We start from the raw sequence: 25,417 nt of genomic DNA, 5'->3' as shown, positions 1-25,417 counted from the left end.
ACCTGACAGAACTGGAGGCCACCATGTATAAGAAAATTCTGGTCCCGATGGCTTTGGATCACGGCATATCACAACATACGCTGGAGGTCGCGCGTGCCTTGTCCGAAAACGGGGCCGAGATCATCGGATTGCATGTCTACGAAATGCCACAGGGATCAGTCAGCGCCTATCTCGACAAATCCGCAGTGGCCGAAGGGTTCGAACGCGCGAGGCGGGCATTGTTGCAAAAAGTTGACGGGCTGGATGGTGTGAAAGCCGAAATTATCAAAGGACACACCGCCCGCACCATCATTGACTACGCGACCAGCAACAATGTGGACTGCATTGTTATAGGTTCGCACAAACCGGACCTGAGCGACTACTTTCTGGGATCGACAGCGTCACGCGTTGTTCGTCATGCCCCCTGCGCTGTACATGTGCACCGCAGAACCTGATTTCCTTAATCGCGCCAAGCGCCCCAACAGGACCAACAGCCCGACCATGAACATAGACAAGAAGATAACCGACGATCTGGTGGCCAACGATATCTCGTTCGTCACCACCGTCCCGTGCAAGCAACTGGCGGGTGTCATCGCTGAAATCGACCAGCGAGAGGGCATCCATCACATCCCGTCCAACAAGGAAGACGAGGGGATGGGCCTGTGCGCCGGGGCATGGATGGGCGGCAAGCGTCCCGCGATCATCATGCAAAACACCGCAATCGGTGTGACGATTAACACACTGGCGACACTGATCCAGTTTTATCGCATGCCATTGCCGATGCTGATTTCCTATCGCGGAGAGCTGCGCGAACCGGTTGCCTGCCAGGTTGAAATGGCTGTGCATACCAAAGCGCTGCTGGCTCAGCTGAATATCCCGACTTATCACTTCCACCATCAGTCAGATGTTGAGGAACTCGACGCGATCCTCAAATACACCTTTATGTGCAACAAACCGGTCGCCATTCTGACCGATGCCAGTTTCTGGGGAGGCTATGGCGACCAATGATCCGCTCTGAAATTCTGAAAGAAATCGCTCCGATCCTGCGCGATCAGCTCGTTGTCTGTAACATTGGCATTCCAAGCCAGGAGCTGCACGCCATCGACGACCAGCCCACCAATTTCTATATGCTGGGCACGATGGGGCTGGCCTCATCTATTGGCTTGGGGTTAGCCTTGTCGCAGCCCAAGCCGGTTATCGTTATCGATGGGGATGGGTCGGTCCTGACCAATCTGGGTACCTTGCCGACCATCGCCAATAACGTGGCGGACAACTATATCCTGTTGATCGTCGACAATGGCTCTTACGGGTCCACTGGGGATCAGCCGACTTATGCCGGGCAGAAGACCTCTCTGGCGAAAATGGCGGAAGCCGCGGGATGCGAGCGCGTAATCGAATGTCAGGCCGAAGACACCGGCCGCGTGCTGCAAGAAGCGCTGGATTCGAAACAGATGACCATCATCGTGGCCAAGTGCGAAAGCGGAAACGCCAAGATGCCTGTTATCACTATAGATCCGGTGGTGATCCGCGACCGGTTCATGAAGGCCGTACAGGCCTGATGTTATCCAGCGCTATCCACAGTTCCGAAGACGCCCGCCGCCTGGCGCGGCGGCGTCTGCCGTGGATGGTGTTTGACTATATCGATGGGTCTGCCGGGGCCGAGGTTGGCGCAGCCCGAAACAGGGCTGCACTGGATGCGCTGATCCTTCGCCCTCGGATTCTGAAAGATGTCAGTGAAAGGTCGCTGGCTTGTTCCGTCTTTGGCGGGTCGACCCAACGCCCGTTTGGCATCGCACCGATGGGTATGTGCAATCTGTCGGCCCCCGGTGCAGATCTGATGCTGGCACGTCTTGCGGCGCGGTACGAGGTGCCGCTTGGGGTTTCAACCGTCGCATCAACCCCGATGGAAGACCTGATTGTCGAGGCAGAAGGACATGCCTGGTTTCAACTGTATTTCAGCGGTGATGGCTGTGGTACGTTCAAGCTGGTCGAGCGCGCAAAGGCTGCTGGGTACGAAACGCTGGTGCTGACGGTGGACGTGCCCGAAGTGGGACGTCGCCCGCGTGAATTGCGCCATGGGTTCAGGATGCCATTCAAAATGGGGCCAAAACAGGTGCTTGATTTTGCCCTGCACCCCCGGTGGTCGCTGTCGACGCTGCTGCGGGGCAAGCCCGAAATGGCGAATTTCCTGATGGACGGATATGATTTTGATCGCCGGGAAAGCCGGGCCAGGGCGACCTGGGAGACTTTGGCCCGTCTGCGCGACCAGTGGGCCGGGAAACTGGTGGTCAAGGGCGTTCTGGATGCAGAGGACGCGCTGAGCCTCAGGTCGGCAGGTGTCGATGCCATTCAGGTCTCAAGCCACGGTGGGCGCCAGTTGGACAGTGCGCCAGCGCCGATTGCCGTATTGCCAGAAATTCGGAACGCCGTCGGCCTGGATTACCCGCTGTTTTACGACAGCGGTTTGCGCTCGGGCGAGGATGTTTTGAAAGCGTTGGCAAACGGGGCAGATTTTGCCTTCTTCGGCCGCATCCTGCAATTTGCAATCGCGGCAGAAGGGGAAGAAGGGCTTGAGCAGCTGTGGTCTGTGCTGAGTGATGAAATGAGTATTGCCATGGCGCAGATGGGCGTTTCGTCGCTGGGCGAGGTGCGACGCGCAACCTGAAACCAGTTTGGGGAACGACCCGAGGCGTACCTGCGAGTCGTTCCAATGCTGGTTTAACCGCGACGTCTGCGACGGCGTCCACCGCCTGTTTCGCTTTCTCCGCCCGTGTTGAAGCTTGGATTGGGCAGCGTGACAACCTGCGCCAGTTCCGGGAATGGATCGGTTTTGTGCGGGATCGCGTTGGCGGCCACGAAATGATCCTGGAACTTCGGCTCAATTGCGGTTTCGATCTTGGTGATCTCGCGCACGACGCGTTCGATTTCAGCGCGTGATCCGATATTGCACAGCGCAATCCGCGCGCCTGTACCAGCGGCATTACCCGCGCTGGTGACCTTGTCTAGGGGTGCATCAGGGATCATGCCCAGAACCATGGCGTGCTTGGTCGAAATATGAGCTCCAAAGGCACCGGCCAGAACCACACGATCCACCTTGTCAACTTCCATCTCGTCCATCAGCAGACGCGCACCGGCATAAAGCGCGGATTTGGCCAGTTGGATGGCGCGGATGTCGCCTTGCGTGACAGTGATGCGGGGGCCACCTTCGGCGCTGGCATCGTGAATCAGGTAAGCGTGTGTGCGGCCTTCGGGGATGCAGCGGGCCGTTCCAGTCTGCTCGGCCGATCCGATCAGGCCGCTTTCATCCAGAAGGCCGGCCATACGCATCTCGGCCACAGCTTCGATAATGCCCGAGCCGCAGATACCGGTGATACCAGTGGTGGCGACATCAAGGTCAAAGCCGTCTTCGTCCGACCACTTCTCGGACCCGATGATGCGAAAGCGGGGTTCCTTGGTAAGGGGATCGATTTCGATCCGCTCGATCGCGCCGGGTGCTGCGCGCTGGCCAGAACTGATCTGAGCGCCTTCAAACGCAGGCCCTGTGGGCGAGGAACAGGCCAGAACGCGGCTGGTGTTGCCCAGCAGGATTTCGGCATTGGTGCCCACATCGACGATCAGAACCAAATCCTCGGACTTGCCGGGTTCTTCGGACAGGGCAACTGCCGCACAATCCGCGCCTACGTGGCCCGCGATGCAAGGCAGGATGTAGACCTGCGCGCGGGGGTTCATTGTGGTCAGTTCCATCTCGCGTGCAGGCAGGGACATCGACTCGGACGTGGCCAAGGCAAAGGGCGCCTGACCCAGTTCGACCGGGTCCAGACCCAGCAGCAGATGGTGCATGACCGGGTTGCAGACAAACACCGTTTCAACGATCAGCGCGGTGTCAATCCCAGCTTCTTCAGCGATTGAGGTGGTCAGATCATTGATCGCCTCGCGCACGGCTTTTGTCATTTCCTGATCCCCGCCGGGGTTCATCATGGAATATGAAACACGGCTCATCAGATCTTCGCCAAAGCGGATTTGCGGGTTCATCAGACCCGATGACGCCTTGACCTCGCCGGTTTCCAAGTCGGTCAGATGAGCCGCAATCGTAGTTGAGCCTAGGTCGATGGCCAGCCCATACAACCCGCCTTCGTGCAGGCCGGGCCAGATTTCGACAATGCGTGCGACGCTGTCCTTGTGGCCTTTGTGAACGGCCACAGTGACTTCCCATTTGCCTTTGCGCAGAACCGGTTGCAGCTTGGACAGAAGCGATAGGTCCGCCGTGGCCGCGTCAATTTTCCATTGCTCGCGCAGCGCACGTTCAAGGCGCTCCAGATCGCCGGTTGGCGAATGCATGTCGGGCTCTTCCACCACCACGAAATATAGACGCGTTGCCGGATCCATGGTGATGGCGCGTGCCGTGGCGGCCTTGCGAACGACCTGACGATGCACCTGGCTTTCCGGCGGCACGTCGATCACGATATCGCCCTGAACCGAGGCCTGACAGCCCAGACGACGACCGGGTTTCAGGCCGCGCTTGTCGTCATAACGTTGCTCGACCGCGTTCCATTCGCTCAGCGCATCCTGGGCCACCGTGACGCCGTGCTTGGGAAATTCGCCATAGCTTGGGGTGATCTGACACTTTGAACAGATACCGCGGCCCCCGCAGACCGAATCCAGATCCACTCCCAATTGGCGGGCTGCGGTCAGAATGGGCGTGCCGACAGGAAAATGCCCGCGTTTGCCGGACGGGGTAAAGACGACAAGTGGGTCGTTGGTCATGAGTGACATGCCTTTTTGTGTTCGCGCGTTTTCCCGGCAAGATATGGGTTTGAGCGCAAAGGGAAAGGGCTATCAGCGGCACGATTTGCACGGCATGCGTCGTTTTCTTCGGCTGTATAGTCAACTAGAGCCACAGAGTTGCCCTCAAGGGCTTTTCCTTTGGTTCAATCCATGCAATAGGGTCACCGCCAAACGGGCTTTTGCATGGGGTATTCAGATGCAGATTCGTGAGGCACTCACCTTTGACGACGTTCTTCTGGTTCCGGCCGCATCTTCAGTGCTGCCGGCAACAGCGGACACCACCACGCGTGTCACGCGTGAGATTACCATGAACATCCCGCTGCTGAGCTCGGCCATGGACACGGTGACCGAGGCGCGCATGGCCATTGCCATGGCACAGGCAGGCGGTATCGGGGTCATCCACAAGAACCTTTCCGTAGAAGAGCAGTCTCGCGAAGTTCGCCGCGTCAAACGGTTCGAGTCGGGCATCGTCTACAACCCTGTTACCTTGCGCGCGGACCAAACCCTGGCCGATGCGAAGGCTCTGGTCGAGCGCTATAATTTTACCGGTTTCCCGGTAGTTGACGCGGATGGCCGCGTTGTTGGTATCGTGACCAACAGGGATATGCGCTTTGCCAATTCCGACAACACTCCGATCAAGGCGATGATGACCTCGGAAAACCTGGCAATGCTGAAAGAACCCGCCGATCTGGAAGAGGCTAAAAGCCTGATGCGGGCCCGTCGTATCGAAAAATTGCTTGTGGTCGATGGCACGGGAAAACTTACAGGTCTGCTAACGTTGAAAGACACCGAACAGGCTGTTCTGAACCCAACAGCGTGCAAAGACCGGCTTGGCCGCCTGCGAGTGGCTGCCGCGACTTCGGTTGGAGACGCGGGTTTTGAGCGGTCCGAGCAACTGGTGGCTTCGGGCGTTGATATCATTGTCGTCGATACGGCGCATGGTCACTCTCAGGGCGTGCTGGATGCGGTGAGACGGGTCAAAACCCTGTCGAACGAGGTTCAGATCATTGCCGGAAACGTTGCTACAGGCGAGGCGACCAAGGCGCTGATCGACGCAGGCGCTGACGCCATCAAGGTGGGTATTGGCCCCGGTTCGATCTGTACAACACGCATGGTGGCGGGCGTTGGTGTCCCTCAGTTGACCGCGATCAGTGATTGTGCCGCCGCGGCGGGGGATGTTCCGGTCATTGCGGATGGTGGCATCAAGTTTTCGGGCGATTTTGCCAAGGCAATTGCCGCCGGTGCGTCGTGCGCCATGGTGGGTTCGATGATCGCGGGCACAGACGAAAGCCCGGGTGAGGTCATTCTGTATCAGGGCCGGTCGTTCAAATCCTATCGCGGTATGGGCAGTCTTGGTGCGATGGCGCGCGGATCGGCGGATCGGTATTTCCAGAAGGACGCGGCAAATGACAAGCTGGTACCCGAAGGGATCGAAGGGCAGGTTCCTTACAAAGGATCAGCCAGTGCAGTGATCCACCAGCTTGTTGGTGGTTTGCGCGCTGCAATGGGATACACCGGCTGCGCGACCGTCGAAGAGATGCGCAGAAACTGCCAATTCGTGAAGATCACGGGCGCAGGTCTGAAAGAGAGCCACGTGCACGATGTTCAAATCACACGTGAAAGCCCGAACTACCGGGTGATGTAAGCCGTTGCGCATGACATACGGCACCCTAGCACGGGGTGCCGTAGTGATTTTGGATTGGCCTGTCACGGCCTTTTTCAGCAAAGGTAATCCGTGATGACACCTGCTGCCCGCGTTCAGGCCTCGATTGAAATTCTGGATGAAATTCTCGCCGGGGCCCCGGTTGAAAAGGCGCTGACCGGCTGGGCGCGGCGCAGCAGGTTTGCGGGCTCCAAGGATCGGGCAGCTATTCGCGATCATGTGTTTGACGCTTTGCGGTGCAAACGCTCGTTTGCTGCGTTGGGTGGTTCCGGAACTGGTCGCGGCCTGATGATCGGCGCCTTTCGCGCATCGGGTGAAGATCCGGTTGAGTTGTTTACCGGCGACCGCCACGCGCCCGAAGCCCTACAAAATGAAGAAGTATCAAGGGATTTTGAATCCGAAGCCGAGAGATATGATTTTCCTGACTGGCTGTGGCCAAAGCTCGTCTCATCCTTGAACGATGCCGCCGTTCCTTACGCATTGGCATTGCAGGAACGCGCTCCGGTTATTCTGCGGGTCAACTTGTTGAAAACGGATGTAACACGGGCGATTGATGCTTTGGCGACCGACAGTATTTCAGCCCGTCCAACGCCGATATGTGAAACCGCTCTGGAGGTGACAGAGGGCGCGCGTCGGATCGCGCAAAGCCAGGCATACGCTCAGGGTTTGGTCGAGCTTCAGGATGCGGCAAGTCAGGCGGTTGTTGCTTCCTTGGATCTGCGCCCTGGAATGCGCGTTTTGGACTATTGCGCTGGGGGCGGCGGCAAGTCGCTTGCGATTGCTGCCTACAAGGGTGTCGAGGTTTACGCTCATGATGTGAATGCGCGCCGAATGAAGGATATTCCAGCGCGGGCAGAACGGGCAGGGGCCAGAATAACCATCCTGAACAGCGCGGAACTTGCTGGTCACGGGCCTTTTGACGTCGTTTTGGCCGACGCCCCGTGTTCTGGCAGCGGTTCGTGGCGGCGCGCACCGGCAGGCAAATGGGCGTTGACTGAAGAACGTTTGCAAGAACTCACGGTCATTCAGGCTGAAATTCTCGCAGATATCACGCCATTGGTCCAAGCAGGTGGAGTGCTGGCATATGCGACATGCTCGGTTCTTGCCGACGAGAACGATGCGGTTGTCGACAGGTTTCTGGCGCAACATGCGGGCTGGCGTGAAACCTTCCGGCAGGCATGGCAGGTAACACGCGGGTCCGACGGGTTCTTTACGTCACACTTGACGCGCTGATCTTTCGGTAAATACAACCCAGGGTAGCTGATTTGTTTTTTAGCGCCGTTAGGCGAGTGTTAACCAATTCTACCTGTTATTACCGCAAAAACCTGTGCCCGAGCCGTTTATGCCTGACATCACTGAATTTGTTCCAGCCCCTTCAGCCGCCAATACTCCATCGGTGTTTCGGATCGGGGCGTTGATGTTTGTGGCGCTGTTGATCAGCTTGGCACCTGCGGTTGGGTTTCTGCCGTCGGATTGGACGAAAGGTTTGCTGGCAACAGGCATTTCCCTTTTGGTTGTGGCGCTCTTGTTTGGGATCAAGGGGGCGATTGCGAACAGGCATTTGCAACAGATATCAGCCCTTTTGGCCGCTTTCGCAGAGCGCGAGGATGCTCCGGTCGTGATCTCAAACGGGTATGGTGACATATTGGCCGCGAACGTCCTGGCGGACAAAAAGCTGGGGGCCATACGAGGCGAAAACCTTGCCCGCTGTTTGCGCTCCAGGTTTGCTAACCCTTCGGCGATCTTGTTGAGCCTACAATCGCGGGCGCAATCCACAGGAAGCGCCCAGAGCGAGTTTCCCGGTGGCGATCGGACTATTTCGGTTTCCGTGCACCGATTGCGGCCGGGACTGTTCTACTGGAACTTTAGCTGTGTTCAACAGGATAGCTGGCAAACCCTTGGCTTGCCGGTCGTAACCCTTGGACGCGCAGGTGACGTATTGCGTGTCAATGCCACGGCCGAGCGTTTGTTTGGTGCGCACCCTGCCAGGGCGCAGGATATTTTCAGCGAAGCGGAACCGCGGATCGGGGCTGTTAACGCAGTCAGGACCCGCGATGGTCATGTTCTGGCAGCCGTGTCCGAATTTTCTCAATCCGGGTCGGAACGAAGCCTTTGTTTGTTACCGATTACGCAGATGCCCGTACAGGATGCGGTCATGTCCTTCTCTGACCTTCCGGTTCCAATCCTCAGACTTTCCGAGGACGGCATCATTCTGGACAGTAATCGGCTGGCGGCGAAACTGTTGGGAAAGAAGCAGCTTGAAGGCAGTAACATCAGCGACATCATGCGGGGCGTGGGGGGCCCTGTGCTGGATTGGTTGAAACGAACCGAGGCGCATGAAGAAACGCAGCGATCAGAGTTTTTGCAGTTCATTAGGGACGACAAGGAAATCTTTGTTCAAGTCACCCTGAGCCGTGTGTTTGTCGATGGAAAGATATGCCTGATCGCGGTTCTGAACGATGCGACTGAACTGAAGACGCTCGAAGCTCAATTCGTTCAGGGCCAGAAGATGCAGGCCGTAGGGCAATTGGCCGGAGGTGTTGCACATGATTTCAACAACCTGCTGACGGCCATTTCCGGTCACTGCGATCTGCTGCTGTTGCGCCATGACCAGAATGACCCGGATTACGGGGATTTGGTGCAGATCAATCAGAATGCCAACCGGGCCGCCGCGCTGGTCAGTCAGCTTTTGGCGTTTTCGCGAAAACAGACCCTCAGGCCGGAAGTGTTGGATCTGCGTGACACGATCTCGGACCTTATTCACCTGCTGAACCGTTTGGTTGGCGAGAAGGTGCAATTGACGCTGAGCCACGATCCGGTGCTCAAACCCGTGCGGGCGGACAAGCGTCAACTTGAGCAGGTGCTGATGAACCTTGTCGTTAACGCACGAGATGCCATGCCGGACGGTGGTGAAATTCGCATTGAAACCAGTGTGTTGACCCTTTTGCAGCCTCTCATGCGGGACAGGGCAACCGTACAACCGGGCGACTATGTGACAGTCAAGGTTGTGGATGGCGGTGTTGGTATCCCAGCAGATAAGCTGCAGAAGATTTTCGAACCCTTCTACACCACGAAACGAACTGGTGAGGGCACCGGGTTGGGGTTGTCAACAGCCTACGGGATCGTAAAGCAAACCGGTGGGTTTATCTTTGTCGACAGCGCAATTGGACGGGGCACCGAGTTCACTGTCTTTCTTCCGGTTTGCGCGACGACGTCCGAGGTCGAAACTGAATCGCCAGTCCAGCCCGAAGCCCGGAGCGCCAGGCAGGGCGAAGGCGTGGTGCTGCTGGTCGAGGATGAGGCGCCTGTTCGCGCCTTTGCGACCCGCGCCCTGCGACTGAAGGGTTACACCGTGCTCGAGGCGGACTCGGCGGAAGAGGCGCTTCGACTGCTTGAAGATTCCGCGTTAAGTGTTGATATATTCGTCACAGATGTTGTCATGCCAGGAATGGACGGGCCCACTTGGGTGCGCAAGGCCATGGAGACGCGCCCGGATGCGCGTGTGATTTTCGTGTCCGGGTATACCGAAGGCGTTTTCGGTGATACCGGTCCGAATATTGCCAACTCAACCTTTCTGCCCAAACCGTTTTCCCTCAGCCAACTGACAGAGGCCGTGTTTCAACAACTTAACTGATGGATCACAATGCGGCTTTGTGCAGCGCAAATTCTTCCGGGCAGGCATTTCGAAACTTCTGTTCGGTAGCAGGTGACAGATGCAAATCTCCCGGAGGCGATACGTTTTCGCGCTTCAGGTCGATCTGCATGTCCAGACGTGCTTGCAGAAAGTCTAACACCTTGTCTTGATGTTCGTATTTGAAGATATGACGAGCGCCAGAACTGTCGTTGCGGGTACGGAAGAATTGCGCCTGGCTGCCGACATTGGCGAACTCGGGACGTGTGTCCAGCAAATAGGCTTGCACGAATGCGTCAAAACTCATGTCACGTGTCGAGCGCGGTTGACCTATCAAGTCTTCACGACTGCGAAACCGGTACCAGCTGCCCAGCCAATCCAACGGTTCGCGCACAATGGCCATAATTTCCATCTCGGTATCAAACAGTTTTCGAAACATGGTCTGGAAAAACCGGTCATACCGACGCACCGGGGCGTGTTTCAGCTCAGGTGGATGTGTCACGATGAGATCGGCCCGGTCACGCAACGCCGTGTGATAAGCCGTGCTTCCGGTCTTGGGGACTGAAAGAAAAGCAAGTCGTTCTTTATAAAAAACAAGCATTTATTGGTTCCCAAGGTTGCCATGTTACTTGTGCAGATTGTCGTAAACGACTCTTTAACACAATTGCAGAAGACTGATTTCTGTAAGTTTTAGTTGAAATGTTCTCTTTTTGATCTCATAAGGAACAAGAGGCGAACAAAGCAGCGATTGCCGCCCGATTAAGGGTGTGACAAAAGGGAAGGCGACAGGACAATGGCGGATCTTCTGACAATGAGCGACAAGAAAAACGCAGACAAGCAAAAGGCGCTCGACAGTGCGCTGGCCCAGATCGAACGGCAGTTCGGCAAGGGGTCGATCATGAAGCTGGGAGAAGATGCCCGGCAGGACATCGAGGCGAGCTCGACCGGGTCGCTGGGTCTGGATATCGCGCTGGGTATCGGCGGGCTGCCGATGGGGCGTATCGTTGAGATTTACGGGCCTGAGAGCTCGGGTAAAACCACTTTGACCCTTCATTGCATTGCTGAGCAGCAAAAGCGCGGCGGAGTTTGCGCGTTCGTAGATGCGGAACACGCTCTGGACCCGCAATATGCCCGCAAGCTGGGCGTTGATCTGGATGAGCTTTTGATCTCCCAGCCTGACACCGGTGAGCAGGCGCTTGAAATCACAGATACTCTGGTACGCTCGGGCGCAGTCAATATGGTTGTTGTCGACTCGGTCGCTGCCCTGACGCCGAAATCGGAACTCGAAGGGGACATGGGCGACAGCAGCGTGGGTGTTCAGGCCCGGCTGATGAGCCAGGCAATGCGCAAACTGACAGGCTCGATCAGCCGTTCGAACTGCATGGTCATCTTCATCAACCAGATCCGGATGAAGATCGGCGTGATGTTCGGCAGCCCGGAAACCACAACCGGTGGCAATGCGCTGAAATTCTACAGCTCGGTTCGGCTGGATATCCGCCGGATTGGCGCAATCAAGGACCGGGATGAAGTGGTCGGGAACCAGACCCGCGTCAAAGTTGTGAAGAACAAGGTCGCACCGCCGTTCAAGCAGGTCGAGTTCGATATCATGTATGGCGAAGGCATCTCGAAGATGGGCGAATTGCTGGATTTGGGTGTTAAAGCTGGTGTTGTCGAAAAGTCCGGGTCCTGGTTCAGCTATGGTGATGAGCGGATCGGGCAGGGGCGTGAGAACGCCAAACAATACCTGCGGGAAAACAGCCGGGTGGCGCTGGACATCGAAGACAAGATCCGCGCGGCGCATGGGCTGGAATTCGATATGTCGCCAGGCGTTGCCGAGGATGACGATATTCTGGAGGCCTGATGTCATGAGGTGGGTAACCCTGACATCTGCGCAAAGACTGTAACACTTGAAACAAGGCGGCTTGATCGGGTCGCCTTGTTTCGTTCCTGTGTGCCTCTGCTGTGGACACTCACCTGACAGGGGGCTAAACCAACGGAGACCAAGATATACGTGCGCCGAGAGAGCCCTATGCCAACCCTGAACGACATCCGATCGACTTTTCTGAACTACTTTGAAAAACAAGGGCATGAGGTCGTCGCGTCCAGCCCGCTGGTGCCGCGCAATGACCCGACACTGATGTTCGTGAACTCAGGCATGGTGCAGTTCAAGAACCTGTTTACCGGTCTGGAAACCCGCGATTACAAACGCGCCACCACGGCCCAGAAATGTGTGCGTGCGGGCGGCAAGCACAACGATCTTGACAATGTTGGCTATACGGCGCGTCACCACACGTTTTTTGAGATGCTGGGAAACTTTTCATTCGGGGATTACTTCAAACATGAAGCGATCCCTTTTGCCTGGGAACTGATCACCAGGGAATTCGGTATCGACAAGACCCGCCTGTTGACCACCGTCTATCATACCGATGATGAAGCCTTTGAAATCTGGAAAAAGGTCGGTGTGCCCGAGGACAGGATCATTCGCATCGCCACCAATGACAATTTCTGGCAGATGGGTCCGACCGGACCTTGCGGCCCGTGCACCGAGATCTTCTATGATCACGGCGATCACATCTGGGGCGGCCCTCCGGGATCACCCGAGGAGGATGGCGACCGATTCATCGAAATCTGGAACGTCGTTTTCATGCAAAACGAGCAGTTCGAAGATGGCTCGATGGTCGAACTTGACATGCAGTCGATCGACACAGGTATGGGGCTCGAACGGATTGGGGCGCTGTTGCAGGGCAGCCATGATAATTACGACACCGACCTGTTCAAAACCCTGATCGAGGCTTCGGCGGATGCGACCGGTGTCGACCCCTATGGCGACCAGAACGTGCATCACAGGGTGATCGCGGATCACTTGCGGTCGACCTCGTTCCTGATTGCAGACGGTGTGATGCCCAGCAATGACGGCCGGGGATATGTTCTGCGCCGGATCATGCGCCGCGCCATGCGCCATGCGCACCTGCTGGGCGCCAAGGATCCTGTCATGCATCGCCTGGTGCCTACGCTGGTGCAGCAGATGGGCGGGCATTATTCTGAACTGAAACAGGCGCAACCGCTTATCGAAGAGACGCTGCTGCTGGAAGAAACCCGGTTCAAGCAGACGCTGGACCGTGGTCTGAAGTTGCTGGATGATGAGGTTTCAGGGCTTTCCGAGGGGGCACCCCTGTCAGGTGAAGCGGCCTTTAAGCTTTACGACACGTATGGCTTCCCACTGGATCTTACGCAGGATGCGCTGCGTGAAAAGGGCCTGAGCGTCGACACGGACGGTTTTGACACCGCGATGGCTGAACAGAAGGCCAAGGCACGTGCTGCATGGGCCGGGTCAGGTGAAGCAGCGGATCAGGTTGTATGGTTTGATGTGCTGGATACCGCCGGTGCGACGGATTTTCTGGGCTACGATACCGAGAAAGCCGAAGCGCAGGTTGTCGCCCTGGTTGTTGATGGCGCACTGGTTGACAAGATCGACGCGGGCAGCAGCGGTTGGGTCGTCGTGAACCAGACCCCGTTCTACGGGGAGGCCGGCGGTCAGGTCGGCGATACTGGCGCGTTGCGTAGGCTGGAGGATCGCGATCACCTGAGCCGCGTAGAGGACACGAGGAAGTTTGCCGACGGCAAGGTCTATGCTCATAAGGTAGCAGTTCAAAGCGGAGTTGTTCGCAAAGGCGATGCGGTAGAGCTTGAGGTTGATCACGCCCGCCGTTCCGCCATTCGCGCCAATCACTCGGCCACGCACCTGCTGCATGAAGCATTGCGCGAAACACTGGGCGACCACGTAGCACAACGCGGTTCGCTGAACGCGGCGGATCGTCTGCGGTTCGACTTCAGTCATTCCAAAGCGCTGAGCCTGGAGGAAATCCAAAAAGTCGAACGCGAGGTGAACGATTTCATCCGCCAGAATTCGACTGTTGAAACCCGGGTCATGACACCCGACGACGCGCGCGCATTGGGCGCGCAGGCCCTGTTCGGCGAGAAATATGGTGACGAGGTTCGTGTCGTCTCCATGGGCAAGGCACCAACAGGCAAAGGCCATGACGGCGATACGTGGTCGATAGAACTCTGTGGCGGTACACATGTGCGCCAGACAGGAGATATCGGCACCTTTGTTGTGTTGGGTGACAGCGCCAGCAGTGCAGGTGTGCGCCGGATCGAAGCGCTGACCGGGGATGAAGCCTTCCGCTATCTTTCGGCACAGGATCAACGTCTGGCTCAGGTCGCATCAGAACTGAAGGCGCAACCGGACGACGTTGTGGCGCGCGTGAAAAGCCTTCTGGACGAACGCAAGGCTTTGCAGAATGAAGTGGCTCAGTTGCGCCGGGATCTGGCTATGGCTGGTGGGGCCGGTCAGGGCGGTGGTGCCGAGGCGCGGGATGTAAATGGTGTGAAATTCCTGGCGCAAGCCCTCAGCGGTGTTTCAGGCAAGGACCTCCCTGCGTTGATCGACGAACACAAAAGCCGCCTTGGATCGGGTGCGGTGTTGCTGATTGCGGATACGGGCGGCAAGGCGGCCGTTGCGGCTGGTGTGACAGAAGACCTGACCGGACAGATTTCGGCGGTGGATCTTGTCAAAGCTGCGGTAATCGAGTTGGGCGGAAAAGGCGGCGGCGGTCGTCCTGATATGGCCCAGGGCGGCGGCAAGGATGCATCAAATGCAGATGCGGCAATCAAGGCCGCACAACAGGTTTTGGGAGGTTAATATGGCTGCTCTTTGGATTGCGCATGTCACGGTGACGAACACTGAGGCTTACGGCAAATACGCGGAACTGGCCGGACCGGCCATCGCCAAGCACGGGGGCGAGTTTATCGCCCGTGCTGCACGGTACGTTCAGCTGGAAGGTAAGGAACGTCCACGAAACGTAGTGGCGCGCTTCCCAACGCTGGAGGCTGCGGTTGAATGCTATAACTCGGATGAGTACCAGCAGGCCCTGAATCACGCGCGCGGCGCAAGTGAGCGTGAACTGGTTGTGGTGGAAATCACCGAGTGACATATGGGCCTTGCGTCCAAGGCGCTGATATTTCCAAGAAAACCGGCAGTGAATAAGCAAGATTCGGCTTATGTCATGTTTGGTTGATACTGATTAGCCCGCGACAGCGGGCTGTTTTTTGTTTAATTGTTTTAATTCAATCACTTACCCTTTGATGCTCCTGTTCTGTCGAATGGGTCCTGGCAGAATTGTGGCCCCGCCAACAAAATTCTTACGTGAAATTGTCAGATTCTCGGACGAATTTCTGCCCTGTTTCCTTTGCAAGGTCTCAAAAGATTGCGCGTAACACCTGATCACAGATAGTTTCAAGAAACAGAATGTGGTGCAGGTGGCCATGTAATCATTCGAAGAACATCGGATCGGGGAACTCGCATGATTTCATTAGCGAATTTAACCAAGAGGTGTGTTTCCGTGCCTGCATCGGTTGCGGCGCGCGCATTGGGTATCTGCACCGTGTGTATCGGCGTAATCGCCTCCGCACCTGTCGCGCAGGCATCCGACGGCGTCTTTATCCCAATCGTTGCGTCTTCACCTCCGCCCTCAGGCGCAATCAACCTATGCAACCAATATAACTGGGCTTGCACTGCAAAACGCTCGGTCACGTTGTCCAGCCACCAAGAGCTGACGGTGGTAAATCAAGTGAATCGCCGCGTAAACGCGTCGACCCGGGAAGTTACGGATCAGTCCCAGTACAAAACGCGTGAGCGATGGGCCTTGCCAACACCCAGAGGCGGTGATTGTGAAGACTTTGCATTGTTGAAGAAAAGGGATCTGATCCATGCCGGGGTTGATCCAAGTAAGCTTTTGATTGCGACCGTTCTGGACACACGCCGGACGCCTCATGCGGTTCTGGTCTACCGCTCGGCGCAGGGCGACCTGATCTTGGACAATCTCACAAACCGGATCAAACCCTGGACAGCTACGCGCTATTTGTTCCTGCGCATGCAAGATCCGAAGCGGCCCAGTCAATGGGTCGGCGTTTACGGGCGCAGCTGACCTCAGCGGTATATTTACCTACCCAAAATCTTACCCTTGGACGCAGATTTGGTCTGCGCCCAAGAGTGTAGTCTTTGACCTTACGCTTGGACGGATTAATCCGAACGTTTTGCGTATCGACGTATTCCAGCCCCGAAGCCTCGACCAGCAGAGTTTTTTCTATCGAATATGCTCCGCGTTCCTAGGGCCGGTTCGCTGGTATTCGGTTTCGTCTTTATCAGTCTTCTTCGTGCTCTTCACCACCGGGCTCTTCACCACCGGGTTCTTCCCCACCGGGTTCTTCTCCACCGGGCTCTTCGCCACCAGGTTCTTCACCACCGGGCTCTTCTCCACCGGGCTCTTCGCCACCGGGCTCTTCTCTACCGGGCTCTTCGCCACCGGGCTCTTCTCCACCGGGCTCTTCGCCACCGGGCTCTTCGCCACCGGGTTCTTCACCACCGGGTTCTTCGCCACCGGGCTCTTCACCACCGGGTTCTTCACCACCAGGTTCTTCGCCACCAGGTTCTTCGCCACCGGTTGGGTTACCGCCGCCACCATTGGGGGGCGTGCCATTTTCCTGGGAAGGTCCGTCGCCGGATCTCTGGTCTGAGACACCGATCGATGCGGTCGGGAAGTCACTTAGCAGACCTGCCAGCGGGGCGCATTCTGCACCGACGCGCGCCAGAATCTGATCGAAGTCATGACGGCGTTGAATGTAGCGGATCATGCCGGATGTCACAGCATCGCATTCGCACAAAACCTGCGCGGACGCAGCGGATTGCCGTGCTGTTGCAACCGTACATGTCCCAGCGGCAAAGGTTTCACCGGCAGGTGAAAGCAGAAAAGTTGTCGCAATAAAAAACAGTGGAAACTTGCGAGCTCTATTACCCATTTTGAACTCCTTGGAACTCGATAACTAAACTACGTCCTTCTATGCACCATTCCCGTATCGGTGTTTGTGAAGGACGTCACACTTCTGACGTGTTTTGACCATAATTCGAGGGCGCCTACAATATCTTGTTGGTGAGGCCCGGGGCGGAAATTTTCAACCATGCGGAGAAAGGTGTTAGTTTTCAAATAAAAACCGGGCAGTGAGCCCGGTTTTTCTGATTTCGTCTTTTGTCGTATTGGAAGCAAATATGCCACACTATTGCCATTGTTTCCGTTTGGTCAGTTTGCAACCTGAGGGTGTTCTAGGCAGATTTGGCCATCCGCTTACGCTCGTGCGGGTCAAGAAAACGCTTCCGCAGGCGCACCGCGTTTGGTGTAACTTCCACCAGTTCATCATCGTCGATATAGGCAATTGCCTCTTCCAGTGAGAACTGAATATGCGGCGTCAGGCGGACCGCGTCGTCGGATCCACTGGCGCGCACGTTTGTCAACTTCTTGCCTTTGAGCGGGTTCACTTCCAGATCGTTGTCTCGCGAGTGTTCGCCGATCACCATACCCTGATATACGTCTGTTTGCGGACCAACAAACATACGGCCACGTTCTTCCAGGTTCCACAGCGCATAAGCCACAGCCTGACCTTTCTCCATCGAGATCAGAACGCCTGCGCGACGGCCCGGAATCTGCCCCTTATGTGGCGCCCAGTCATGGAACACGCGGTTAAGTACACCCGTACCGCGCGTGTCGGTCAGGAATTCGCCGTGGTAACCGATCAGACCGCGGGACGGGACATGGGCGATGATCCGCGTCTTGCCCGTACCGGCCGGGCGCATCTCGACCAGTTCACCCTTACGTGCGCCGGTAACCTTTTCAATAACGGAACCAGAATATTCGTCATCCACGTCGATGGTGACTTCTTCGATAGGCTCAAGCCGCTGCCCGTCTTCTTCACGGAACAGAACCTGCGGGCGCGAGATGCTGAGCTCAAAGCCTTCTCGGCGCATATTCTCGATCAGAACACCCATTTGCAACTCGCCGCGGCCCGCAACCTCGAACGCCTCACCGCCGGGGGTGTCGGTGACACGGATGGCGACGTTCGACTCGGCTTCCTTCATCAGCCGGTCACGAATGACGCGAGATTGAACTTTTTTGCCGTCACGGCCTGCCAGCGGAGAATCATTAATACCGAAGGTCACGGTAATGGTCGGTGGATCGATGGGCTGCGCGGGCAGGGCCTCAGTGACCTGAGGGGCAACCAGCGAATCCGCTACGGTGGCTTTGCTCATGCCAGCGATGGTCACGATGTCGCCTGCTTCGGCCACATCAATGGGCTGCTGGGCCAGTCCCCGGAACGCCAGGATTTTCGTGGCGCGGAAGTTTTCGATGACCGAACCATCGCGGCTGAGCGCCTTGAGGTTGTCGCCAGCCTTCAGCGTGCCACTTTCCACACGACCGGTCAGGATACGACCGATGAAGGGATCGCTGCCCAATGTCGTGGCCAGCATCCGGAAGGGTTCATTTTTGTGTTCGACCTGCTTCGGGGCAGGGACATGATCGACGATCAGGTCGAATAGCGCGCTCAAGTCTTTGCGGGGACCGTCCAACTCCATATCCGCCCAGCCCGAACGGCCCGAGGCGTACATTGAAGGAAAATCCAACTGGTCGTCATCCGCGCCGAGATTGGCGAACAGGTCAAAGCATTCGTCCAGTGCGCGGTCAGGTTCGGCATCCGGCTTATCGACCTTGTTCAGAACCACGATCGGGCGTAGGCCCAGCGCCAGTGCCTTGGACGTTACAAACTTGGTCTGGGGCATCGGGCCTTCTGCGGCGTCCACCAACAGAACAACACCGTCGACCATGCTGAGAATGCGCTCGACCTCGCCGCCGAAATCGGCGTGGCCAGGGGTGTCGACAATATTGATGCGCGTGTCTTTCCACTCAACCGAGGTGGCCTTGGCCAGGATGGTGATGCCGCGTTCACGCTCCAGGTCGTTACTGTCCATGGCGCGTTCCGCGACGGCCTGATTTTCCCGGAATGCACCGGATTGTTTGAGCAGCTCGTCCACCAGGGTCGTTTTGCCGTGGTCCACGTGAGCGATGATTGCGATGTTGCGCAGGTCCATGAGAGGTCAGCCTTTGAACGGGAAGTTGCCGCGCGCATAACGCGGCGCGGCAAAATATACCAGCCCTAACCGGCCTTCAGTGCCCGGCAGTCTTTGAAAAGAGGTGAATGATCAGGATTCCCGCCAGAATCATCGCCAATCCGAGTATTGCCGGCCAATCCAAACGCTGACCGAAAACGATAAAACCGATGAGCGCGATCAGAAAGATGCCTAGTCCGGACCAGATAGCATAAACAATGCCGACAGGCATGACCTTCAACGTCATCGCCAAAAGGTAGAATGCAAACGCGTACCCAACGATAACGATCACGGATGGCCAGAACCGCGTAAACTGCTGGCTGGCTTGCAGGGCCGTTGTGCCAATGGTTTCAGCCAGCACAGCCAGCAACAGATACAGATAGGCTTGGGGCATTTGAATACCTCGGAAAAGGGTGCGTCGGGTGGCCTGAGGGTGATTTGTGTGAGTGAAATACGCGGGCCGTCATGTTGTCTACAAGATTACCTTGGGTCAGGTATACCTGACTGTTTTTTCAGTCGAATGAATGTAATATTCGCTGCATATTTTTTCATTTTGTTAACGAGTTTTGAGCGATGACGTTATTTGCGAAATCAATCATATTTGCTTCGGGTCTGATAGTGGCGATTGGGTGGCTTGCTGACGGGGGGTCCGTCGAAGTGAATGCAGCCAACTTGGTTCAACAGTTTGATGGTAGTAGTGTTTTTTGAACGCCGCTAGAAACCAAGCAAGAAAGAAGGAGCCTTCAGGCTCCTTTTTTTATGCTTGAGGATCGGCTGTTTTACCATTTTCGAAATGCGCAACCAGTTGCGGTTGCAGCCAGTCCCATAGCTGAGGCGCTCCCGCTGCAATAGCTGGTCGGACACGCGTTACAATCTGGTCGAATTTCACTTTGTATTCGACCCATGACCCGCCACCTGTTTCCAGATTTGCTATGGGTGTCTGAAAGCGGTCAACAGCCTTTGCAAACCTGGCTTCTGCGGTCTCAGCCGCCTCAAACTCGTGCCAAAGTTCAGTAAATGGCCTGTGTTGACAGTCAGGCAAAAGGCCAAACAATCGCTTGGCGGCGGCCTGTTCCTTGGCTTCCTGTTCCGCGTGGTCGACATGTCCGTGGATCGGGTGGTCGCCCGCGTCGATTTCGACAACATCGTGCAAAAGCAACATCTGGAGGGTTCGGTCCACTTGAACGTCCGAATGCGCGTATTCTGACAATACCCATGCGTAGAGCATGACATGCCACGAATGTTCCGCCGAATTCTCGAACCTGTCACTGGCCATCAGGCGTGACGCGCGCAGAACGGATTTCAACTGGTCCGCTTCTGTAAGAAACGCCAATCTTTTCGTGAAGGCGTCATCCTGAGGGTCCGAGTTGGTCAAGAGGTTTGTGGCATGCTGGTGGGCCAATGGAAACGCATGGGCCAGATACGCTGCGCGACCGTCTGCCAGATTCGACCGCGCAATCTCCACATGATCCTCTCGTGGGTCGGCGGCGCACAGAACCTGAAACAGCGGCTGGCAGCGATCCAGAATCTTGGCAAACCGGGCATCCGGGGTTTGGTCCGCCTCGAATTCGTGCCAGAGCGAAAGAAATTCCTGCGCCTGTTCGTCGGGCAACAGGCCAAACAATTCTTGTGCTGCGGCCTGTTCAGCCTCGGCCACGGTGTCCCAATCCGTGTTGAGGTGAATCGGGTGATCACCTGTCACGATCTCAACCAGATCATGCAGCAGCAACATGCGGATGACCCGGTCGACCGAGATGTCCGGCCCGGCCAGCGGTGCCATGACCATTGCCCACAAAGCCAAGTGCCAGCTGTGTTCAGCAGAGTTTTCCGGCCTTGATTGGTCAAGCAGGACATTTGCCCGCTCGACCAGTTTCAGATTGTCGGCCCGTTTCAGAAATGCGACCTGCGCAACCAGGCGATCGGTCATTGCTTTTCAATCGCCTTGAGTTTCGCGCGATGCGAAGCGAGGCGCTTGATCACGAATTGTCTGGCCTTGCGTTCAGCCAGACGCACGCGGATTTCTGTCAGGAAAGCCTCTTCCAGAGATTGAGACGCCGCACCAAGAACTTCACCCACTTCCACAAAGAACCGGTCTTCGCCGGTTTCGTCCATGACCTTCATCGTATCTTCGGCCAGTTTGGCCGCGAGCGATGTGATGGTGTCGGACATTAGCGGGTGTTCTCAGTCAGCCGACGTTTCACATAGTCGCTGACATCTGTGATCAGCGTGTCCATGTGGCGATCCTGGAAGAAATGATCCGCGCCCTCAACCTCGTTATGGGTGATCGTGATCCCTTTTTGCTCGTGCAACTTGTTGACCAGCGCGGTGGTATCCGCTGGTGGTGCCACACGGTCAGCCGATCCGTTGATGATCAAGCCCGAAGACGGGCAGGGCGCAAGGAAGGAAAAGTCATACATGTTGGCAGGCGGCGACACGCTGATGAAACCCGTGATTTCGGGGCGGCGCATCAGCAACTGCATTCCAATCCACGCCCCAAACGAAAAGCCCGCAACCCAACAGTGTTTCGAGTTGTTGTTCATGGATTGAAGGTAATCCAGCGCAGATGCCGCATCGCTCAGCTCGCCTACGCCCTGATCATATTCGCCCTGGCTGCGACCGACGCCGCGGAAGTTAAAGCGCAGCACTGTGAAGCCCATGTTGTAAAAGGCATAGTGCAGGTTATAGACCACCTTGTTGTTCATGGTCCCGCCGAACTGAGGATGCGGGTGAAGCACGATAGCGATCGGTGCGTCTTTTTCCTTTTGCGGGTGGTAACGGCCTTCCAGGCGGCCTTCGGGTCCGGGAAAAATCACCTCGGGCATGTGTGCTTTGGTCCTGTCATTTTCGTGCGGGTATCCGGATATACTTGACTATAATCGTCGGACACCTTAGAACGGTTCTAATTACATTGCGTGGCGCAATCGCGCTGTCAGTCGGAGATACGCACTGGCAGCGTCGGCGTCAATGATTTCGCGCAGATCCGGCTAAAAGGGGGCAGGGCATGAAGCTTTCGACCAAAGGGCGTTACGCGATGGTCGCTTTGGCGGATATTGCGCTTCAGCCAACAGACCGGCTGGTAACCCTGGGCGAAATCTCGGAACGGCAGGACATTTCTCTGCCGTATCTTGAGCAGCTTTTCGTCAAGCTGCGTCGCGCGGAACTGGTTGCTTCTGTCCGTGGGCCCGGAGGGGGGTATCGTCTTGCACGCCCCGCGTCCGAGATTCGCGTGGTCGAGGTTCTGGCCGCTGTGGATGAGACAGTTGATGCGCTGCAAAAAGGGGCCGGAGCATCCGGTGCGTCATCGGGTAGCAGGGCGCAATCCCTGACGAACCGCTTGTGGGAAAGCCTGAGCGCGCATGTTTATGTCTTCCTGCACCAGACGCGCCTGTCGGATGTGATCAGAAACGACCTTGCGCCTTGCCCGGCAGTTCCAAGCCTGTTTTCCGTCGTCGATGAATGAGCTGGGTAAGTCGAACATGCATATGACTTCTGTGCAGGAAAAGATGTATCCATGAAACGTGTTTATCTGGATCATAACGCGACTACGCCGCTGCGACGCGAAGCGCGCGAGGCAATGATCGCGGCGATGGATGTGGTCGGGAACCCGTCATCTGTTCATGCGGAAGGACGTGCCGCAAAAGCGCTGGTCGAACGCGCGCGGGCGCAGGTCGCCGAGGCCGTCGGTTGCCGTCCGCAAGAGGTCATATTTACCTCTGGCGCGACTGAAGCGGCGCGGGTTCTGCAAAATCGCCCCGAAGGCTGCGACGTCTTTGTCGACAGCACTGCCCACGATGCGCTGTGGTCGCATTTCGATCTGACCCATTGTAGCGAGCATCCCTTTGGCCCTGGGCACATATTGGCGATGGGGCTTGCGAACTCCGAAACCGGAGTCATCACGCAGCCGCCACAGAAAGTTGAGAACCAGTGGCCCTATGGCGCGCGGCGCGCGGACTGGCTGTTGCTGGATATTACGCAGGTTGTCGGACGCATTCCATTTTCCTTCGCCTGGAGCGGCGCTGATATGGCGATCCTGTCGGCGCATAAGATTGGCGGGCCAAAAGGTGTTGGCGCTTTGATCCTGCGGCAAGGTATCGATATCGAACCTTTGGCCAGCGGTGGCGGACAGGAAATGGGCCGAAGATCTGGTACTGAAAATGTGGTGGGCATTGCCGGATTTGGCGCGGCTGCCGAGGCTGCTCAGCGCGATCTGGCGGATGGAGTATGGGAAAAAGTCAGAGAACTTAGAAATATTCTAGAAAACGCCCTTGAGGCTGGTGCAATATCTACTATTTTTGTCGGGAAAGATCAGGAGCGACTCCCGAATACCCTGTGTTTCGCGACGCCCGGCTGGAAAGGCGAAACGCAGGTGATGCAGATGGATTTGTCTGGCTTTGCCATCAGTGCGGGATCCGCCTGTTCCAGCGGCAAGGTCAAAACCAGTCGGGTTCTGACGGCAATGGGATTTGATGAGACGGTGGCGTCATGCGCAATCCGCGTATCGCTGGGGCCAGAGACGACTGAAGAAGATGTGCTGCGTTTCGCCGAAACGTGGCTTGAAAAAGAGAAAAAGCATCGCGCGCGGGCTGCGTGATCTGACGGAGGGTAAGTCATGGCCGCTTTGGACCAGACCCAGGTAAAAGAAGGTGTCGATCAGGAAACCGTGGACGCGGTTCGCGAGGTCGGCACATACAAATATGGCTGGGATACCGATATCGAGATGGAATACGCGCCCAAAGGCGTGAACCCGGATATCGTCCGTCTGATCTCGGGGAAAAACGATGAGCCCGAGTGGATGACCGAATGGCGTCTGGCCGCGTTCGAGCGTTGGACCAAAATGGAAGAACCCAAATGGGCGATGGTTCACTATCCGCCAATCGATTTTCAAAACCAGTATTACTATGCCCGCCCCAAATCGATGGAAGAGAAACCCAAATCTTTGGATGAGGTTGATCCAAAGCTGCTCGCCACTTACGAGAAGCTTGGTATCCCTCTGAAAGAACAGATGATTCTGGCTGGTGTTGAAGGGGCTGAGGATGCACCTGCCGAAGGCCGCAAGGTGGCAGTCGATGCAGTGTTTGACTCGGTTTCCGTGGGCACGACTTTTCAGGCCGAACTGAAAAAGGCAGGCGTGATCTTCTGCTCGATCTCTGAGGCGATCAAAGAGCATCCTGAGCTGGTCAAGAAGTACTTGGGAACCGTGGTTCCCGTATCGGACAATTTCTATGCAACATTGAATTCAGCTGTATTCTCGGATGGCTCATTCGTCTACATCCCGCCGGGCGTTCGCTGCCCGATGGAACTAAGCACGTATTTCCGCATCAACGCCGAGAACACGGGCCAGTTCGAACGCACCCTGATCATTGCTGACAAGGGCTCGTACGTCTCATATCTGGAAGGCTGCACTGCACCCCAGCGTGACACGGCACAACTGCATGCTGCCGTGGTCGAGATCATCGTCGAAGAAGATGCCGAGGTGAAATACTCGACCGTTCAGAACTGGTTTCCGGGGGACGAAAACGGCAAGGGCGGTATCTATAACTTCGTGACCAAACGCGCCGACTGCCGGGGTGACCGGTCCAAGGTGATGTGGACGCAGGTGGAAACCGGATCGGCCGTGACATGGAAATACCCGTCCTGCATCCTGCGCGGCAATGAAAGCCAGGGTGAATTCTATTCGATCGCGATTGCCAACAATTATCAACAGGCCGACACCGGCACCAAGATGATTCATCTGGGCAGGAACACCAAGTCGCGCATCGTGTCCAAGGGCATCAGCGCGGGCAAGGCCCAGAACACCTATCGTGGGCTAGTGTCGATGCACCCGAAAGCCAGGGACAGCCGGAACTACACGCAGTGTGACAGTCTGCTGATCGGCGACAAATGCGGCGCACATACGGTTCCCTATATCGAGGTCAAGAACAACTCGAGCCGCGTTGAGCACGAGGCGACGACGTCAAAAGTGGATGACGATCAGCTGTTCTACTGCCGTCAGCGCGGCATGGACGAGGAAGAAGCCGTGGCTCTGGTGGTCAACGGGTTCTGCAAAGACGTGCTTCAGGCGCTTCCGATGGAGTTTGCGATGGAAGCACAGCAGTTGGTGGCCATCTCACTTGAAGGTTCGGTTGGGTGATGACGCGGTCACCCGGAACCCGCATCCGTAAGGATAATGTGCTGACCTGGCTTGGGTACGCATTGCCGGTTCTGGGCGGTCTGCTTGGCGTGGCCTACGTCAACACCCATTACATGGAATTCATCAACCCGGTTTGGGCGGTAGGTGGCGGGGCAATCCTGGGTTGGATTCTCGCCAGACTGATCCGCAGATTGCTGGGCTAGAACAATGCGGGGTCACAGTGCCCCTTGCGAT

The 25,417-nt window shown here is 56.6% G+C and carries 23 protein-coding genes; 15 read left to right on the top strand and 8 right to left on the bottom strand.

The genetic code is table 11. The features are described from left to right. Positions 1 to 23: 23 nt before the first annotated feature. From ACR0D9_RS04930 to ACR0D9_RS04915, 4 genes are read left to right on the top strand one after another with little or no spacing between them, the layout of a single operon-like run. Complete coding sequence (locus ACR0D9_RS04930) at positions 24 to 434, top strand: universal stress protein (protein WP_480505127.1); 411 nt, start codon at positions 24 to 26, stop codon at positions 432 to 434. A gap of 46 nt (positions 435 to 480) precedes the next feature. Further along, on the top strand, positions 481 to 987 hold the full coding sequence (gene comD / locus ACR0D9_RS04925; RefSeq protein WP_480537898.1) for a sulfopyruvate decarboxylase subunit alpha: 507 nt from the start codon (positions 481 to 483) through the stop codon (positions 985 to 987). Beyond that, positions 984 to 1,538 (top strand): sulfopyruvate decarboxylase subunit beta, encoded by a 555-nt coding sequence (comE, locus tag ACR0D9_RS04920; RefSeq protein ID WP_480537896.1) that lies wholly within the window; start codon positions 984 to 986, stop codon positions 1,536 to 1,538. Before comD ends, comE begins: the two co-directional genes overlap by 4 nt. Continuing rightward, positions 1,538 to 2,644, top strand: a complete 1,107-nt coding sequence (locus tag ACR0D9_RS04915) for an alpha-hydroxy acid oxidase (RefSeq protein WP_480537895.1) — start codon at positions 1,538 to 1,540, stop codon at positions 2,642 to 2,644. Before comE ends, ACR0D9_RS04915 begins: the two co-directional genes overlap by 1 nt. A gap of 53 nt (positions 2,645 to 2,697) precedes the next feature. Here the strand turns inward: ACR0D9_RS04915 and ACR0D9_RS04910 are convergent, their stop codons facing one another. After that, complete coding sequence (locus ACR0D9_RS04910) at positions 2,698 to 4,743, bottom strand: ASKHA domain-containing protein (RefSeq protein ID WP_480537893.1); 2,046 nt, start codon at positions 4,741 to 4,743, stop codon at positions 2,698 to 2,700. 217 nt (positions 4,744 to 4,960) lie between these two features. On the opposite strand from ACR0D9_RS04910, the gene guaB reads away from it, so the two are divergent. From guaB to ACR0D9_RS04895, 3 genes are all read left to right on the top strand, one after another. Continuing rightward, positions 4,961 to 6,409 carry an IMP dehydrogenase gene (guaB, locus tag ACR0D9_RS04905; protein WP_480485596.1) on the top strand — a complete coding sequence of 483 codons (1,449 nt, stop codon included), beginning with the start codon at positions 4,961 to 4,963 and terminating at the stop codon, positions 6,407 to 6,409. Positions 6,410 to 6,502: 93 nt separating this feature from the next. Continuing rightward, a complete protein-coding gene (locus tag ACR0D9_RS04900) occupies positions 6,503 to 7,660 on the top strand; it encodes an RsmB/NOP family class I SAM-dependent RNA methyltransferase (RefSeq protein WP_480537891.1) in 1,158 nt (385 codons plus the stop codon). A gap of 109 nt (positions 7,661 to 7,769) precedes the next feature. Further along, positions 7,770 to 10,061, top strand: coding sequence for an ATP-binding response regulator (locus ACR0D9_RS04895; RefSeq protein WP_480537890.1), 2,292 nt, complete (start codon positions 7,770 to 7,772; stop codon positions 10,059 to 10,061). A gap of 4 nt (positions 10,062 to 10,065) precedes the next feature. Here the strand turns inward: ACR0D9_RS04895 and ACR0D9_RS04890 are convergent, their stop codons facing one another. Beyond that, a complete protein-coding gene (locus ACR0D9_RS04890) occupies positions 10,066 to 10,659 on the bottom strand; it encodes a sulfotransferase family 2 domain-containing protein (RefSeq protein WP_480493129.1) in 594 nt (197 codons plus the stop codon). A 192-nt stretch (positions 10,660 to 10,851) separates the two neighbouring features. On the opposite strand from ACR0D9_RS04890, the gene recA reads away from it, so the two are divergent. From recA to ACR0D9_RS04870, 4 genes are all read left to right on the top strand, one after another. Then, positions 10,852 to 11,919, top strand: coding sequence for a recombinase RecA (gene recA / locus ACR0D9_RS04885; protein ID WP_267366220.1), 1,068 nt, complete (start codon positions 10,852 to 10,854; stop codon positions 11,917 to 11,919). A gap of 168 nt (positions 11,920 to 12,087) precedes the next feature. Beyond that, positions 12,088 to 14,760 carry an alanine--tRNA ligase gene (gene alaS / locus ACR0D9_RS04880; RefSeq protein ID WP_480537888.1) on the top strand — a complete coding sequence of 891 codons (2,673 nt, stop codon included), beginning with the start codon at positions 12,088 to 12,090 and terminating at the stop codon, positions 14,758 to 14,760. Position 14,761: 1 nt separating this feature from the next. Next, positions 14,762 to 15,049 (top strand): DUF1330 domain-containing protein, encoded by a 288-nt coding sequence (locus ACR0D9_RS04875; protein ID WP_480480870.1) that lies wholly within the window; start codon positions 14,762 to 14,764, stop codon positions 15,047 to 15,049. Positions 15,050 to 15,460: 411 nt separating this feature from the next. Next, a complete protein-coding gene (locus tag ACR0D9_RS04870) occupies positions 15,461 to 16,045 on the top strand; it encodes a transglutaminase-like cysteine peptidase (protein ID WP_480505139.1) in 585 nt (194 codons plus the stop codon). A 217-nt stretch (positions 16,046 to 16,262) separates the two neighbouring features. On the opposite strand, the gene ACR0D9_RS04865 is transcribed toward ACR0D9_RS04870, so the two are convergent. From ACR0D9_RS04865 to ACR0D9_RS04840, 6 genes are all read right to left on the bottom strand, one after another. Further along, entirely contained in the window at positions 16,263 to 16,916 is a 654-nt protein-coding gene (locus ACR0D9_RS04865; protein WP_480537886.1) for a hypothetical protein, read from the bottom strand. Between the two features lie 301 nt (positions 16,917 to 17,217). After that, positions 17,218 to 19,035: a translational GTPase TypA gene (gene typA / locus ACR0D9_RS04860; RefSeq protein WP_209596307.1), complete on the bottom strand. Its 1,818-nt coding sequence runs from the start codon at positions 19,033 to 19,035 to the stop codon at positions 17,218 to 17,220. A 76-nt stretch (positions 19,036 to 19,111) separates the two neighbouring features. Then, the gene (locus ACR0D9_RS04855) at positions 19,112 to 19,447 is read right to left on the bottom strand and encodes an SMR family transporter (RefSeq protein WP_209596305.1); all 336 of its coding nucleotides are present in this window, start codon (positions 19,445 to 19,447) and stop codon (positions 19,112 to 19,114) included. Positions 19,448 to 19,810: 363 nt separating this feature from the next. Next, a complete protein-coding gene (locus tag ACR0D9_RS04850; RefSeq protein WP_480480879.1) occupies positions 19,811 to 20,980 on the bottom strand; it encodes an HD domain-containing protein in 1,170 nt (389 codons plus the stop codon). Next, a complete protein-coding gene (locus tag ACR0D9_RS04845) occupies positions 20,977 to 21,222 on the bottom strand; it encodes a hypothetical protein (protein ID WP_267366187.1) in 246 nt (81 codons plus the stop codon). The genes ACR0D9_RS04850 and ACR0D9_RS04845 overlap by 4 nt, the downstream gene beginning before the upstream one ends. Continuing rightward, positions 21,222 to 21,875 (bottom strand): alpha/beta hydrolase, encoded by a 654-nt coding sequence (locus ACR0D9_RS04840; protein WP_170424714.1) that lies wholly within the window; start codon positions 21,873 to 21,875, stop codon positions 21,222 to 21,224. Before ACR0D9_RS04840 ends, ACR0D9_RS04845 begins: the two co-directional genes overlap by 1 nt. Before the next feature lie 179 nt (positions 21,876 to 22,054). Between ACR0D9_RS04840 and iscR the strand changes: the two genes are divergently transcribed. The 4 genes from iscR to ACR0D9_RS04820 are packed head-to-tail and all read left to right on the top strand — an operon-like array spanning position 22,055 to position 25,386. Further along, positions 22,055 to 22,513: a Fe-S cluster assembly transcriptional regulator IscR gene (iscR, locus tag ACR0D9_RS04835; RefSeq protein WP_209596301.1), complete on the top strand. Its 459-nt coding sequence runs from the start codon at positions 22,055 to 22,057 to the stop codon at positions 22,511 to 22,513. Between the two features lie 51 nt (positions 22,514 to 22,564). Then, positions 22,565 to 23,644, top strand: a complete 1,080-nt coding sequence (locus tag ACR0D9_RS04830; RefSeq protein WP_480480881.1) for a cysteine desulfurase family protein — start codon at positions 22,565 to 22,567, stop codon at positions 23,642 to 23,644. A gap of 18 nt (positions 23,645 to 23,662) precedes the next feature. Continuing rightward, positions 23,663 to 25,183 (top strand): Fe-S cluster assembly protein SufB, encoded by a 1,521-nt coding sequence (gene sufB, locus ACR0D9_RS04825; RefSeq protein WP_480480883.1) that lies wholly within the window; start codon positions 23,663 to 23,665, stop codon positions 25,181 to 25,183. Next, positions 25,183 to 25,386 carry a hypothetical protein gene (locus ACR0D9_RS04820; protein ID WP_480480885.1) on the top strand — a complete coding sequence of 68 codons (204 nt, stop codon included), beginning with the start codon at positions 25,183 to 25,185 and terminating at the stop codon, positions 25,384 to 25,386. Before sufB ends, ACR0D9_RS04820 begins: the two co-directional genes overlap by 1 nt. Positions 25,387 to 25,417: the final 31 nt, after the last annotated feature.

This window comes from Ruegeria sp. AK11, assembly GCF_056541095.1.
Note: the sequence above shows the minus strand (reverse complement) of the source record. Positions and strands in the feature narration are given on the sequence as shown.

Coding starts and splice junctions, on each gene's coding strand:
- ACR0D9_RS04830 (WP_480480881.1), top strand. CDS start 22,565: ATGAAACGTGTTTATCTGGATCATAACGCGACTACGCCGCTGCGACGC.
- ACR0D9_RS04820 (WP_480480885.1), top strand. CDS start 25,183: ATGACGCGGTCACCCGGAACCCGCATCCGTAAGGATAATGTGCTGACC.
- ACR0D9_RS04875 (WP_480480870.1), top strand. CDS start 14,762: ATGGCTGCTCTTTGGATTGCGCATGTCACGGTGACGAACACTGAGGCT.
- ACR0D9_RS04840 (WP_170424714.1), bottom strand. CDS start 21,875: ATGCCCGAGGTGATTTTTCCCGGACCCGAAGGCCGCCTGGAAGGCCGT.
- typA (WP_209596307.1), bottom strand. CDS start 19,035: ATGGACCTGCGCAACATCGCAATCATCGCTCACGTGGACCACGGCAAA.
- ACR0D9_RS04915 (WP_480537895.1), top strand. CDS start 1,538: ATGTTATCCAGCGCTATCCACAGTTCCGAAGACGCCCGCCGCCTGGCG.
- ACR0D9_RS04890 (WP_480493129.1), bottom strand. CDS start 10,659: ATGCTTGTTTTTTATAAAGAACGACTTGCTTTTCTTTCAGTCCCCAAG.
- ACR0D9_RS04895 (WP_480537890.1), top strand. CDS start 7,770: ATGCCTGACATCACTGAATTTGTTCCAGCCCCTTCAGCCGCCAATACT.
- sufB (WP_480480883.1), top strand. CDS start 23,663: ATGGCCGCTTTGGACCAGACCCAGGTAAAAGAAGGTGTCGATCAGGAA.
- ACR0D9_RS04845 (WP_267366187.1), bottom strand. CDS start 21,222: ATGTCCGACACCATCACATCGCTCGCGGCCAAACTGGCCGAAGATACG.
- alaS (WP_480537888.1), top strand. CDS start 12,088: ATGCCAACCCTGAACGACATCCGATCGACTTTTCTGAACTACTTTGAA.
- ACR0D9_RS04930 (WP_480505127.1), top strand. CDS start 24: ATGTATAAGAAAATTCTGGTCCCGATGGCTTTGGATCACGGCATATCA.
- comD (WP_480537898.1), top strand. CDS start 481: ATGAACATAGACAAGAAGATAACCGACGATCTGGTGGCCAACGATATC.
- ACR0D9_RS04865 (WP_480537886.1), bottom strand. CDS start 16,916: ATGGGTAATAGAGCTCGCAAGTTTCCACTGTTTTTTATTGCGACAACT.
- ACR0D9_RS04850 (WP_480480879.1), bottom strand. CDS start 20,980: ATGACCGATCGCCTGGTTGCGCAGGTCGCATTTCTGAAACGGGCCGAC.
- ACR0D9_RS04910 (WP_480537893.1), bottom strand. CDS start 4,743: ATGACCAACGACCCACTTGTCGTCTTTACCCCGTCCGGCAAACGCGGG.
- comE (WP_480537896.1), top strand. CDS start 984: ATGATCCGCTCTGAAATTCTGAAAGAAATCGCTCCGATCCTGCGCGAT.
- iscR (WP_209596301.1), top strand. CDS start 22,055: ATGAAGCTTTCGACCAAAGGGCGTTACGCGATGGTCGCTTTGGCGGAT.
- ACR0D9_RS04855 (WP_209596305.1), bottom strand. CDS start 19,447: ATGCCCCAAGCCTATCTGTATCTGTTGCTGGCTGTGCTGGCTGAAACC.
- guaB (WP_480485596.1), top strand. CDS start 4,961: ATGCAGATTCGTGAGGCACTCACCTTTGACGACGTTCTTCTGGTTCCG.
- recA (WP_267366220.1), top strand. CDS start 10,852: ATGGCGGATCTTCTGACAATGAGCGACAAGAAAAACGCAGACAAGCAA.
- ACR0D9_RS04900 (WP_480537891.1), top strand. CDS start 6,503: ATGACACCTGCTGCCCGCGTTCAGGCCTCGATTGAAATTCTGGATGAA.